The organism is Streptodolium elevatio (genome assembly GCF_040649515.1).
Taxonomy (GTDB): Bacteria; Actinomycetota; Actinomycetes; order Streptomycetales; family Streptomycetaceae; genus Yinghuangia; species Yinghuangia elevatio.
The window spans coordinates 15,291-27,943 of the sequence record NZ_JBEZFP010000124.1 but is presented as its reverse complement, the minus strand read 5'-3'; the positions used below and the strand labels follow the sequence as shown (position 1 = coordinate 27,943).

Below are 12,653 nucleotides of genomic sequence, written 5' to 3'. Positions count from 1 at the left end.
GGCGGGAGCGGGGGCCGGGGCGGGTGCCGGGGCCGCCGCGGGAGCCGCCGGAGCGGGCGCCGGTGCCGGGGCGGGAGCGGGTGCCGGAGCGGGGGCCGGAGCCTCCGCCGGGGCGGCGGGAGCGGGGGCGGCGGCCGGGGCGGACGCACCCGGGGCACCGATCACCGCGAGCTGTGCGCCGACCTCGACCGTCTCGTCCTCGGCGACGTTGATCGCCAGGAGCACGCCGCCGACCGGCGCGGGGATCTCGGTGTCGACCTTGTCCGTCGAGACCTCGAGCAGCGGCTCGTCGGCGGCGACGTTGTCGCCCACCTGCTTGAGCCAGCGCGTGATCGTTCCTTCCTGCACGCTCTCGCCGAGCGCGGGCAGCAGGACCGGGGTGCCCTCGGCCTCGCCGCCCGCCGGGGCGGCAGGGGCGGCGGCCGGCGCGGGGGCCTCGGCGGCGGGCGCGGGCGCCGGCTGCGCGGGGGCCTCGGCGGCCGGAGCCGGCGCGGGCGGGGCCTCGGCGGCGGGTGCCGACGCCGCGGGTGCGGCCTCCGCACCGGAGCCGTCGTCGATGATCGCGAGTTCGGCGCCGACCTCGACGGTGTCGTCCTCGGCCGCCTTGATGGAGACGAGGATGCCGGAGGCCGGCGCGGGGATCTCGGTGTCGACCTTGTCCGTCGAGACCTCGAGGAGCGGCTCGTCCATCTCGACGCGCTCACCCTCCCGCTTGAGCCAGCGGGTGATGATGCCCTCCTGCACGCTCTCGCCGAGCGCGGGCAGTGTTACAGAGACCGGCATGGGGTCAGTGACTCCTTCGTACGCTTCCGGGCAAAAGTGTCAGCAGGGGCGCGTCAGTCGTGCACGTGCAACGGCTTGCCGGCGAGGGCCAAGTGGGCCTCGCCGATCGCCTCGGACTGGGACGGGTGCGGGTGGATCAGCTGGGCGACCTCGGACGGCAGGGCTTCCCAGTTGTAGATCAGCTGGGCCTCGGCCACGAGTTCGCCCATCCGGGCGCCCACCATGTGGATGCCGACGACCGGGCCGTCCTTGACCGAGACGACCTTGACGGAGCCGGCCGTCTTGAGGATCTGGCTCTTGCCGTTGCCGCCGAGGTTGTAGTCGAGCGTCGCGATCTTGTCGGCGCCGTAGCGCTCGACCGCCTGCGCCTGCGTGAGTCCGACGGAGGCGACCTCCGGGTCGCAGTACGTCACCCGGGGCACGCCCGCGTAGTCGATCGGCGCGACCTTGAGGCCCGCGATGCGCTCGGCGACGAGGATGCCCTCGCCGAAGCCCACGTGGGCGAGCTGCAGAGTCGGGATCAGGTCGCCGACCGCGGAGATGGTCGGCACGTTGGTCTGGCAGTACTCGTCGACCAGGACGTAGCCGCGGTCCGTCGCGACCCCGGCCTCCTCGTACCCGAGCCCGGCCGAGACCGGGCCGCGGCCGACGGCGACGAGCAGCAGCTCGGCCTCGACCTGCTTGCCGTTCTCCAACGACACGCGGACGCCGGAGTCGGTGTACTCGACGCCGCTGAAGCGGGAGCCGAGCTCGAACTTGATGCCGCGCTTGCGGAACGCCCGCTCCAGGAGCTTGCTGCTGCTCTCGTCCTCGACCGGGACCAGGTGCGGCAGCGCCTCGACGATGGTCACGTCGACGCCGAACGACTTCCAGGCGCTCGCGAACTCGACGCCGATGACACCGCCGCCCAGGATCACCGCGGACGCGGGTACCCGGTCCAGGACCAGCGCGTGGTCGCTGTTGACGATCCGGTTGCCGTCGATCTCCAGGCCCGGCAGCGACTTGGGCACGGAGCCGGTGGCCAGCACGACGTGGCGGCCCTCGTAGCGGGTGCCGGCGACCTCGACCGCGGTCGGGGAGACCAGGCGGCCCTCGCCCTCCACCACGGTGATCTTGCGGCTCGCGATGAGGCCGGTCAGGCCCTTGAACAGACGGGAGACGACCCCGTCCTTGTACTTGTGGACCGCCGCGATGTCGATGCCCTCGAACGTCGACTTGATGCCGAACTGCTCGCTCTCGCGGGTCTGGTCCGCGACCTCCCCCGCGTGCAGGAGCGCCTTCGTCGGGATACAGCCCTGGTGGAGGCAGGTGCCGCCGAGCTTGCCCTTCTCGATGAGCACGACCTGCATTCCCAGTTCGGCGGCACGCAGCGCGCAGGCGTACCCGCCGCTTCCGCCTCCGAGAATCACTACATCGAAAACGGCTCCGGCGTCGTTCGCCACGTCACGTCCTCCTGCTGGATTGCGATGTGCTCACCCGGGCTTGGGCGCCGGGTAGCACCCCCTTCTTGTGGAAGGCTCTAAGTGCCGGTACAACATCCTCCCACTTGTTGTCGGGAGGCGGGCACCGCGGGGGCGTACGGCACGTTTCCCTGGTGTGTTGCCTGGGCCACAAGGGCCGCGCCAAGCTGGTGCTCCGCACAAAGCCACCAGCGCACAAGCTATCTGCCACGGCACCCAGACTGTTCCGGAAGCGGCCACGGGACCGGATCGGCCGAGGAAGGAACCGGACGTGGGACTGTTCCGACGCGGGACGCGTGGGGGCGTCGATCGCGACGCGGCCTCCGCGGCCGTCGACCACCTGAGGGAGTTCGCCAAGAGCCGGCGCGGCGTCGAGGCGTACCTGGAGCCCACCACGACGGTGAGCGGGACGACGATCGTCCTGGTGGCCGACACGGGCGAGTGGACGCGGCGGCGGATCGCCGGGCCCGAGGCGGGGCGCTCGTTGGCCCGCAAGCTGAAGATCCCGCTCTACGAGGCCGGGATCGTCGGGTACCCGCAGCGCATGCGCGAGTGGACGCAGAAGAACCGCGGCACGAGCTGACGCGCGGCCCGCTCGCGCGCAGCGGACATCGCCGGGAGATGCGCGGGCGCCGGGACTTCGGGGTCACGCCCGTCCGCAACAGCGGGGCCGACGCGGGGATTCCCGCACCGGCCCCGCCGTACGCGGATCAGATCGTGCCGTCGGCGACGTCGGCCGCCACCTGCACGAGAGTGCGAACCGCGACGCCCGTGCCGCCCTTGGCGGTGTAACCGGACACTTCGCCCTCGTTGTACGCCGGGCCGGCGATGTCCAGGTGCGCCCACGCCACGCCCTCGGCGACGAACTCGCGCAGGAACACGCCCGCCGACAGGCCGCCGCCCATGCGCTCGCCGATGTTCTTGATGTCGGCGATCGTCGAGTCCATCGAGCGACGCAGCTCGGCCGGGGTCGGCATCGGCCACGAGGGCTCGCCGGTACGCTCGGCCGCGTCGTGCACGGCGCTGCGGAAGTCGTCGTCGTTGGCGATGATGCCGTATGTCTTGTTGCCGAGGGCCACCATCATCGCGCCGGTCAGGGTCGCGACGTCGATGATCTTCTCGGGGCTCTCCTCGCACGCGCGCGTGATGGCGTCGGCCAGCACGAGGCGGCCTTCGGCGTCGGTGTTCAGCACCTCGACCGTGCGCCCGCCGTACATCCGCAGGACGTCGCCGGGGCGCGTCGCGGTGCCGGACGGCATGTTCTCGGCGAGGGCCAGCCAGCCGGTGACGTTCACCTGGAGGCCGATGCGGGCGATCGCGGTCACCGCGCCCAGCACCGCGGCGGCGCCGGCCATGTCCATCTTCATGGTCTCGTTGGCGCCGGCGGGCTTGAGCGAGATGCCGCCCGAGTCGTACGTGATGCCCTTGCCGATCAGCGCGATCGTGCGCTTGGCCTTGGGGTGCGTGTAGCCGAGGCGGACCAGGCGGGGCGGGGTCGCGGAGCCCTGGCCGACGCCGAGGATGCCGCCGTACGCGCCCTTCGCGAGCGCCTTCTCGTCCATCACCTCGACCTTGAAGCCGAAGTTCTTGCCGAGGTCGACCGCGATGCCCGCGAACACCTTCGGGTTCAGGTCGTTGGGCGGCGTGTTGACCAGGTCACGTGCCTTGTTGACGCTCTCCGCGACGACGAGGGCCTCCTCGAACGCCGCCTTGACCGCCTTGTCGCGCGCCTTCGCGCCGACCAGCACGACTTCCTTCACGGCCGACTTGCGCCCCTCGAGGGAGTTCTCGCGGTAGGCGTCGAAGGTGTACGCGCCGAGCAGCACGCCCTGCGCGAACGCGCCGACCGACGCGGCGTCCCCCAGCGCGATCGCGACGGCGGCCTTCTTCAGCCCCGCCACGGCGCGCGCCGCGTTGCCGCCCGCCTTGCGCAGCTGGTCAGTGCCGAACCCGTCCTCGGGCGCGGCACCCAGGCCGACCGCGACGACCACGGGCGCCTTGAACGACCCCGCGCCCGCGGCGGCCGGTACGCGGGTGATCTCGCTTTCCGCTCCGGTCGCGCCCAGCGCGGTGAGGACCGAGTCCAGCGCGCCACCGAAAGCGGTCTCGACAGCCTCGCCGCCGGCGACGACGGAAGGGCCGTCGTCGCCCTTGGCGAGTCCGATGACGACGGCGTCGGCGCGGAGCGTCGCCGCCGAGCTGGTGCTCAGGCTCAGAGTGGTCACGAGTGTCCTGTTCTCTTCTCGTCGATTGCCCGTCGAAGCGCGGAGTGCCCCCGGGGGTGCCGGGGTTCCGCCGGGGGAACCTGGTGGGTCCCGCCATATGCCCACAGCATTACACGCCGGTGCACGGCACGCGTCAGCCTGTGGACAGGACCACCAATACGGTGGTGGCCGCCGTCTCGGTCAACGCGCCCAGCACGTCACCGGTGATGCCGCCGAAGCGGCGAACCGTATGCCACAGCAAGGCGGTTGCCGCCAGCATTCCGGCTCCGACGGCGATCGCCGGCCGTACCGGCCCGAGTTCGCCGGCCGCGCCGAGTCCGGCCGCGGCCGCGGCGAGCAGCACGGCGAGCCCGACGACGGTGGCCGGGCGGAGAGTTCCGGCCACCATGGCACCGAGCCCGCCGGGCCGCGCGGCGGATACCCGACGCAGGCAGCCGAGCCCGATCGCGACCCGCCCGCACACCGCCGCGACGACCATTGCGACGGCGGCCGCGTCGGCGCCGTGCCGCGCGCCGGTCTGCGTGAGTGCGGCGGTCTGGGCGAGCAGCGTGAACAGCAGCGCGAGGACGCCGAACGGGCCGATGTCGGACGCCTTCATGATGCGCAGCGCGCCCTCGGGTGGCTTGCCGGACCCGAGCCCGTCCGCGACGTCGGCGAGCCCGTCGAGGTGCAGGCCGCGGGTGAGCAGCGCGAGCGAGCCGAGTGCGAGGACGGCGGCGAGCAGCGGGCCGGTGTCCGCGTACGACGCCACCGCGAGGACTCCGGCGGCGAGCCCGCCGAGGACCAGGCCGACCAGCGGGGCCGCGGCCATCGCCCGGCCGGCCACCGCCCGGTCGACGTACGGGACGCGGACGGGCAGCACCGACAGCGTGCCGAACGCGAGGCGCAGGCCGTCACCGGTGCGCGCGACGCCCGGCCCGGTGGGTGCGGGCGGATCCGGTCGCGCGGGTGGGTCGGGCGGAGAGCTCACGGAGACGCGGGCGGCGTGTGCTTGAGAAAGGACGGCTGGCCGGTGTCGGGGTCGACGTACCGCGGGCCGACGCCGGGAGTCGGACCGGCGGAGGCACCCGACTCGGGTTCCCGGCCCGCCTCGACGGCGCTGCCGTCGCCCGGCCACGTGTCGTCGGACGAGTCGCCCGCGTCGTCGCCGGTGCCCTCGGCGGCACCCGCTTCCTCTCCGGGCTCCTTCTCGTCTTCTTCCTTTGCGTCTTCTTCCTTTGCGTCGACCGGGAGTTCGGCGGCCAGGCAGGCCGCGGCCTGCACGATCGGCAGCGCCAGCAGCGCGCCGGTGGCCTCGCCGTACCGGAGCTTGTAGTCGAGCAGCGGTTCCAGCGCCATGCGGTCGAGCGCCTTCGCGTGGCTCGGCTCGGGCGTCACGTGGCCGGCCAGCCACCAGTCCGGGGCGCGGTACGCGATGCGCTGCACCACCAGCGCGGAAGCCGCCGACGCCACCCCGTCCAGCACCACCGGAGTACGCCGGATGGCCGCTTGCAGCAGGAACCCGCTCATCGCGGCGAAGTCCGCCCCGCCGGACACCGCGAGCAGCCGCAGCGGATCGCCGAGCACCGGCCGCGCGCGCCGGAGCGCGTCGCGGATCGCGGCGCACTTGCGGATCCAGGTGGCGTCGTCGATGCCCGAGCCGCGGCCGATGGCGGCCGCCGCGTCCGTTCCGGTCAGCGCGCCGATGAGGACGGCCGCGGCCGTGGTGCTGCCGACCCCGATGTCGCCGATCACCAGCAGGTCCGCGCCGCTGTCGATCTCGGCGTCAGCGACCTCCATGCCGGTGCGGAACGCCTGTTCGGCCTCCGCGGTGGTGAGGGCGTCGTGCCGGTCGATGCTGCCGCTGGCCGTGCGTACCCGGTGCCGGGTGACCGCGTCGGGCAGCAGTGCGGCGTCGGTGTCGACGGCCATGTCGACCACCCGGACGCTCGCGCCGTAGAGCCCGGCGAGCAGCCCCACGGCTCCGCCGCCGGACACCGCCTCGCGGACGGCCCGTGCGGTGTGTCCGGCCGGGTGGGCGGAGACGTTTTTCCCGGCGATCCCGTGGTCGCCCGCGAAGACGACGACGCGCGGAGCCGTCACCGGTCGCCCGGCGTCGCCGCGTACGCCCGCGAGCCACACCGCGACGTCCTCGAGTCGCCCCAGGGATCCGGCCGATCCGGTCTGCTTCGGCAGTCGCGCGCGCAGCCGTGCCCGCGCCTCGTCGTCGGGCCGTTCGACGAGGGCGGAGAGCGAGTCGAGGTCGATAGTCATCGCGGGTCAGCGTAGTGCGTGGGGGTGCGGGACGGGACCGAGGAGGGGAGCGCCGCGGGCCGCGCGCGGCCGCGGGCGATCAGCGTGCCGGGCAGGCGGCCCGGACTACGCGCCCGCGATCAGTTCGGACAGCGGGACCGCCGGGTCCGCGAGCCGCTCCGGGTCGACCGGGCGGCCGCTCGTGACCAGGTCGCGGATCGGGTCGGTGACGTCCCAGACGTTCACGTTCATGCCCGCCAGCACGTGCCCGCCGGACAGCCAGAAGGCGATGAACTCGCGGGCCTCGCGGTCGCCGCGGAAGACGACCTGGTCGTAGGAGCCGGGGGCGACGTACCCCGTGTACTCCATGCCGAGGTCGTATTGGTCGGTGAAGAAGTACGGCACCCGGTCGTACTGCACGTCCTGCCCCAGCATCGCCTTGGCCGCCGTCTGCGGCTGGTTGAGCGCGTTCGCCCAGTGCTCCACCCGGATGTGCCTGCCGAGCAGCGGGTGGAAGGCGTTGGCCACATCGCCCGCCGCGAAGACGTCGGGGTCGGACGTCCGCAAACGGGCGTCGACGAGCACGCCGTTGTCGACGGTCAGCCCGGCGTCCTCGGCAAGTTGGGTGTTCGGGCGGATGCCGACGCCGACGACCACGGCGTCCGCGTCGACCGTGGAGCCGTCGGCGAGGCGCACTCCCGTCGCCCGCCCGCCGTCGCCGAGGATCTCCGCCACCTGGACGCCGCACCGCAGGTCGACGCCATGGCTCGTGTGCAGGTCGGCGAACACCTGGGCGGCCTCGGGGCCGAGCGGTCCCAACAGCGGCAGTTCGGCGGCCTCCAGCACGGTCACCGCGACCCCGGCGGTACGCGCGGCCGCCGCGCTCTCCAGGCCGATCCAGCCGGCGCCGATCACCACGACGCGGTCGGCGGCGGCGAAGGCCTCCTTGAGCCGGTCGCTGTCGGCCAGCCGCCGCAGGTACAGGACACCGTCGAGGTCCCCGCCGGGCAGCGGAAGGCGGCGCGGGGAGGAACCGGTGGCGAGCAGCAGTTTGGCGTACCGCAGCCGGGACCCGTCGTCGCAGGCCAGTTCGCGGGAGGCGGTGTCGAGGGCGGTCGCGGTGAGGCCGAGGCGCAGGTCGACGTCGTTCTCGCGGTACCACTCCGCCGTGTGCACGAAGACGTCGTCGCGATCGCTCTTGCCCAGGAGGTAGCCCTTGGACAGCGGAGGCCGCTCGTACGGCCGCTCCCGCTCGTCGCCCAGCAGCACGATCCGCCCGGTGAAGCCCTCCCCGCGCAACGTCTCGGCCGCCTTGGCGCCGGCGAGACTGGCTCCCACGATGACGAATGCGTTGTCGTCCGCCATGTCGCTCCTCAGGTCGCTTCCACGGGCTCGGGTGTGCGACTCCAGTTTCGCCCTCTTTCGGGCGATTCCGGGGGATCAACTCCGGGCGTGCCGCGGCTTCCTGGGCAGCCCGCGCAGGGTGAGGGACAGGCCGGCCACCACGAGCAGCACCTCGTCCGACTCCGCGGCGATCGCCGCGTTGAGCCGACCCAGCTCGTCGCGGAAGCGCCGCCCCGACGACGTGGGCGGCACGACGCCGCTGCCGACCTCGTTGCCGACCGCGACCAGCGGCGCCCGGCAGGCCCGCCACGCGGCGGCGAGTTCGTCGACGCGCGCCCGCACCGCGTCACACGCGCCGGAGTCCCAGGCCTCGTCGTCCCACGCACCGCACTCGTCCATCACCGCGGTGAGCCACAGCGACAGGCAGTCGATCAGCATCGGGCCGGCCGCGGCACCGATGAGCGCGGCCAGGTCGGTCGATTCCACCGTCGTCCAGGAGGCGGGGCGCCGGTCGCGGTGCGCGGCCACCCGCGTCGCCCACTCGGCGTCGCCGTCGCGCGTGCCGCCGGTCGCGACATAGACGACGTCGGGGACGGCGGAGAGGCGGCGTTCCGCCTCGGCGGACTTGCCGGAGCGGGCACCGCCGAGGATGAGCGTGCGGTGCGGGCGCACCGGCTGCCGGTCGGGGTCGGCGCCGAGGCGCACGACGCCGCCGTCCGACACCGCACGCGCGCCCCACGCCGCCAGCCTGCGCTGCAACTCCTCGCCTGGCGGCGCCTCGTGCGACAAGTGCACGGCGAGTACGTCGGTCTCTTCCGTCACCGCGCCCTCGCGCCGCAGCGCGGCCAGCCGCTCGGGCCACGCCACGACGTCCAACAGGACGGCGTCGTAGGGGCGTCCGTCCGCCCACGCGGGTGCGGCGTCCGCCTCGGGGGCGAGCACCGAGGAGGGTATGTAGAGCAGGCGGGCCCCGCCGGGCCCGGTCACGGCGTAGGCGACCCGCCCCGGCGAGCCGCCCGGCAGCACCCGCACATGGTGGCTGCCCAGCGTGAACTGCTCGCCCGCCTCGACGGTTTGCCACGGCGGCCCGCCCGCGGTGGGGGCGGGCAAGCCGGACGGCGGACCGGACGGGGCCGCGACCATGTCGAGCCCCGCGGCCGGCAGCCAGCCGAGGGACGCGCTCTCCCCCGGGCCGCTGAGCAGAAGGTGGCGGACGCCGGTGAGCGGGCGCGCCGCCCGGGCCGCCGCGTGTGCGGGCTCGGGCCCGCAGTCGATCAGCAGCGTGCCGTCGACCAGCACGCAGCTGGGCTCGCGCACCGCGGATCCGGTGCAGCCCAGGCAGGAGGCACATGTGCAGAACGGCTGCGGCCAGCCCCGCGGTCCGGCCGTGCCGAGGAACGTCAACTCCATGGTGTTCTGCGCTACTCCCGAGCGGTACGGCGTTACGGAATGTCTGGTGGGTCCCGGTCGGCTACTGTGCGGACCGTTCATGAGCTGATGTCGAAGAGATCCGGTGCCGCCGAATCCGCCCGAAACCCGTGGTAGTCGGACGGAATCCGGCAGAACCCGACCGAAGGAGCCCACGATGATGTGGCAGTGGCGGTACGAGAACGCGGAGGGCGCCCCGGTCTCCGGCCCGAAGTCCGAGGAGTTCTCGAACCAGTCGGACGCGGAGTCCTGGCTCGGCGAGAACTGGCGCGGACTGCTCGACGCGGGGGTCGAGCAGGTCAGCCTGCTCGAAGGCGACGACGTGGTCTACTCCGCGATGAGCCTGCGCGCGGCCGAGTAACCGAGTCGAGTAGCCGGTCGAGCCGCGCGCCCGGTCGGGCAGTCCACGAGTCGCGCAGTCCACGAGTCGCAGTGCAGCCAGTCGCGCGGTGCACCCGGTCTGGCAGTGCACCCGGTCGGGCGTCCGCCGGGCGACGCGTTGGGGGTGGTCCGGAGGCCCGGACCGCCCCCCAACGCGGTTCACCGCATCAGGGCCGGGCGGCCGGGCTCTGGGTCTGCGCCGCGTCGCGCTCCACGAACGGTTCGAGGATGACGTCGATCTTCGACAGCAGCTCCTCCTCGAGCTTCACGCCCGCCGCCTTCACGTTCTCGGTGACCTGCTCGGGGCGCGACGCCCCGATGATCGCCGCCGAGACGTTCGGGTTCTGCAGCACCCACGCCACCGCGAGCTGCGCCATCGTGAGCCCGGCCGACTCGGCCAGCGGGCGCAGCGACTGCACGGCGGTGAGCAGCTCGTCGCCCATCATCCGCGAGATGAAGTTCTGGCCGCCCTTGTCGTCGGTCGCGCGCGAACCGGCGGGCGGGGCCTGGCCCGGCAGGTACTTGCCGGTGAGCACGCCCTGCGCGATCGGCGACCACACGATCTGGCCGAGGCCCAGGTCCTCGCTGGTCGGCACGACCTCGGTCTCGATGACACGCCAGAGCATCGAGTACTGCGGCTGGTTCGAGATGAACGGCACGCGCAGTTCGCGCGCCAGGTCGGCGCCCGCGCGGATCTGCTCCGCGTTCCACTCCGAGACGCCGATGTAGAGCGCCTTGCCGGAGCGCACGACGTCGGCGAACGCCAGCATCGTCTCTTCCAGCGGAGTCGAGTGGTCGAAGCGGTGCGCCTGGTACAGGTCGACGTAGTCGGTGCCGAGGCGCGTCAGCGACGCGTCGATCGACTCCATGATGTGCTTGCGGGACAGCCCGCGGTCGTTGCGGCCGGGGCCGGTCGGCCAGTAGACCTTGGTGAAGATCTCCAGGCCCTCGCGCCGCTCGCCCTTGAGCGCGCGGCCGAGCACGGACTCGGCGCGCGTCTCGGCGTACACGTCGGCGGTGTCGAAGGTGGTGATCCCGGCGTCGAGGGCGGCGCGCACACAAGCGAGCGCGGCCTCCTCCTCGACCTGGGAACCGTGCGTCAGCCAGTTGCCGTACGCGATCTCACTGATGACCAGACCACTGCGGCCGAGGTGTCGGAACTCCATGGGCACCAGCCTATGCCGGGCCTCAGCGGATGGTCTTCTCACCCACCAAGTGCAGCGTGGCGGCGATGCCGCGGTACGGGTCGCCCCGCCCGGCCTCCTCCTCGACGGCGACCAGGTTCTGCCAGGTCTTGCCGCCGCGCGGCGGTGCGGGCTCCTCGGGACGCAGCGCGCTGAACACGCCGACGCCGTACCACGCGAGCACCGGCGTGCCGAGATCGGCGAGGACGGTCGACAGTCCTTCGGGGGAGTCCGTGCGCACGCCGTCGCCCGCGCCCAGGTCCCGCGACGCCAGCGCCTTGCGGGTGGCGGACCACTCGCCGGCGGTGCCGGGCCGCATCGCGGCCGCGGCGCCGTTGACCGCGGTGACGGACAGCAGGCCGCCGGCGTTCAGGATGCGGGCGAGCGCGGCGAGCATCGCGTCCGGCTCGGCCAGGTCCTCGAGCACGCCGTGGCACAGCGCGAGGTCGAAGCTGCCGGGGGAGAAGTGCCGTCCGGCCTCGCTGCCGTCGCCCTCGACGAGGCGCAGCCGGGCGCGTACGTCCTCCGGCTCTCCGGCCATGCCGTCGTGCAGCGCGGTCAACAGCAGGGTGTCGGTGCTCACCGCGGTCACGCTGTGGCCCGCACGGGCGAGCAGCAGGGCCGGGGTGGCGGGGCCGCAGCCGACGTCCAGGACGGTCAGCGGGCCGCGCGAGCGAAGGCGGACCAGGTGCTCGGCGAGCTGCCGGGACACGATCTCGCGCTGGACGCTCGTGTTCAGGTCCGTGGGCCAGGTGGTCGCGTCGTGCAGGGCGGTCGTCATGGTGCTCCGTCGTGGGGGACTGAGTTCGCCGTGTTCGAGTTCGCCGGTGTCGCCGGTGGAGCGCGCCCCGGTGCCGGCAGTGCCCGGCGCCGCGGGACTGCCGTGGCGCGGGTGGGGTACGTCCGGCCCGCGCCCGCTCCGCGTCAGATCTTCTCGCCGCGCTTGACCTGCGGCTTGGGCAGGCGGAGGCGACGCATCTGGAGCGACCTCATGATGGCGTACGGAGTGCAGCCCTTGAGGTTGGCGTCCGGGAAGCGCTTGCGCAGCTGCTTCTTGAGCGTGAAGTTGAGCCGGAACGAGTCCAGGATGATCAGGACGATCGCGAAGGCCCACGCGAGAAGCGAGATGTTCTTGAGGGTCGCGCTCGGCATGATGCTCATGATGAGGATGAGCACGGCGGACGGCAGGAAGAACTCCGCCGCCGAGATGCGCGAGTCGACGAAGTCGCGGCAGAAGCGCCGGACCGGCCCCTTGTCGCGTACCGGGAGCGCGCGCTCGTCGCCCGTGATCAGCGCGGTCCGCTGCGCCTCGCGGTCCTCGCGGGCCCGCTGGCGTGCCACTTTCGAGGCTTCCTTGCGGTCCTTGGGCGGGGTCACGCGCGTCTTGCGGTTGGCCTGGGCCTCGCTGCGCTTGGGCGTGGGGCGGCCCTTCGGGGCCTCGGGGTCGCGGACCTCCGACTCGACGGTGACCGTCTCGGGGGCCTCGGACTCTGCCTGGGAACGACGTCTGAACACGCCACCAGGGTACGTGTCCCGGCAAGCCCTCCGGACATGCGTCCGGCTCCCGGGGCGATCGGCTGCCGCCTCGTGCTGATGGACTGCCCTCCTGCCGGAAG

At 73.2% G+C, this 12,653-nt stretch carries 12 protein-coding genes; 2 read left to right on the top strand and 10 right to left on the bottom strand.

Annotated features, from left to right (window positions below; genetic code table 11):
- Both AB0C36_RS33850 and lpdA read right to left on the bottom strand, forming a co-directional pair.
- The coding region (locus AB0C36_RS33850) for a biotin/lipoyl-containing protein (RefSeq protein ID WP_358361890.1) at positions 1-783 on the bottom strand (783 nt) is incomplete at its 3' end.
- A 53-nt stretch (positions 784-836) separates the two neighbouring features.
- Positions 837-2,225: a dihydrolipoyl dehydrogenase gene (lpdA, locus tag AB0C36_RS33845; protein ID WP_358361887.1), complete on the bottom strand. Its 1,389-nt coding sequence runs from the start codon at positions 2,223-2,225 to the stop codon at positions 837-839.
- A 289-nt stretch (positions 2,226-2,514) separates the two neighbouring features.
- Here lpdA and AB0C36_RS33840 point away from each other — a divergent pair, with 289 nt between their 5' ends.
- A complete protein-coding gene (locus tag AB0C36_RS33840; protein WP_358361884.1) occupies positions 2,515-2,826 on the top strand; it encodes a hypothetical protein in 312 nt (103 codons plus the stop codon).
- 127 nt (positions 2,827-2,953) lie between these two features.
- Here the strand turns inward: AB0C36_RS33840 and AB0C36_RS33835 are convergent, their stop codons facing one another.
- The 5 genes from AB0C36_RS33835 to AB0C36_RS33815 all read right to left on the bottom strand — a co-directional run bounded on the left by AB0C36_RS33835 (position 2,954) and on the right by AB0C36_RS33815 (position 9,454).
- Entirely contained in the window at positions 2,954-4,468 is a 1,515-nt protein-coding gene (locus AB0C36_RS33835) for a leucyl aminopeptidase (protein ID WP_358361882.1), read from the bottom strand.
- Between the two features lie 133 nt (positions 4,469-4,601).
- Entirely contained in the window at positions 4,602-5,438 is an 837-nt protein-coding gene (locus tag AB0C36_RS33830) for an adenosylcobinamide-GDP ribazoletransferase (RefSeq protein ID WP_435839168.1), read from the bottom strand.
- Positions 5,435-6,721 (bottom strand): nicotinate-nucleotide--dimethylbenzimidazole phosphoribosyltransferase, encoded by a 1,287-nt coding sequence (cobT, locus tag AB0C36_RS33825; protein ID WP_358361879.1) that lies wholly within the window; start codon positions 6,719-6,721, stop codon positions 5,435-5,437. Before cobT ends, AB0C36_RS33830 begins: the two co-directional genes overlap by 4 nt.
- Positions 6,722-6,826: 105 nt before the next feature.
- Positions 6,827-8,065 carry an NAD(P)/FAD-dependent oxidoreductase gene (locus tag AB0C36_RS33820; protein ID WP_358361876.1) on the bottom strand — a complete coding sequence of 413 codons (1,239 nt, stop codon included), beginning with the start codon at positions 8,063-8,065 and terminating at the stop codon, positions 6,827-6,829.
- Positions 8,066-8,140: 75 nt separating this feature from the next.
- Positions 8,141-9,454, bottom strand: a complete 1,314-nt coding sequence (locus tag AB0C36_RS33815; protein WP_358361874.1) for a bifunctional adenosylcobinamide kinase/adenosylcobinamide-phosphate guanylyltransferase — start codon at positions 9,452-9,454, stop codon at positions 8,141-8,143.
- 175 nt (positions 9,455-9,629) lie between these two features.
- Between AB0C36_RS33815 and AB0C36_RS33810 the strand changes: the two genes are divergently transcribed.
- Entirely contained in the window at positions 9,630-9,833 is a 204-nt protein-coding gene (locus AB0C36_RS33810; RefSeq protein WP_358361872.1) for a hypothetical protein, read from the top strand.
- Positions 9,834-10,020: 187 nt separating this feature from the next.
- Here the strand turns inward: AB0C36_RS33810 and AB0C36_RS33805 are convergent, their stop codons facing one another.
- The 3 genes from AB0C36_RS33805 to AB0C36_RS33795 all read right to left on the bottom strand — a co-directional run bounded on the left by AB0C36_RS33805 (position 10,021) and on the right by AB0C36_RS33795 (position 12,552).
- The gene (locus AB0C36_RS33805) at positions 10,021-11,019 is read right to left on the bottom strand and encodes an aldo/keto reductase family protein (protein WP_358361871.1); all 999 of its coding nucleotides are present in this window, start codon (positions 11,017-11,019) and stop codon (positions 10,021-10,023) included.
- Between the two features lie 22 nt (positions 11,020-11,041).
- Positions 11,042-11,818 carry a class I SAM-dependent methyltransferase gene (locus tag AB0C36_RS33800; RefSeq protein ID WP_358361869.1) on the bottom strand — a complete coding sequence of 259 codons (777 nt, stop codon included), beginning with the start codon at positions 11,816-11,818 and terminating at the stop codon, positions 11,042-11,044.
- A gap of 143 nt (positions 11,819-11,961) precedes the next feature.
- Entirely contained in the window at positions 11,962-12,552 is a 591-nt protein-coding gene (locus AB0C36_RS33795; protein WP_358361866.1) for a DUF3043 domain-containing protein, read from the bottom strand.
- Between the last annotated feature and the right edge of the window lie 101 nt (positions 12,553-12,653).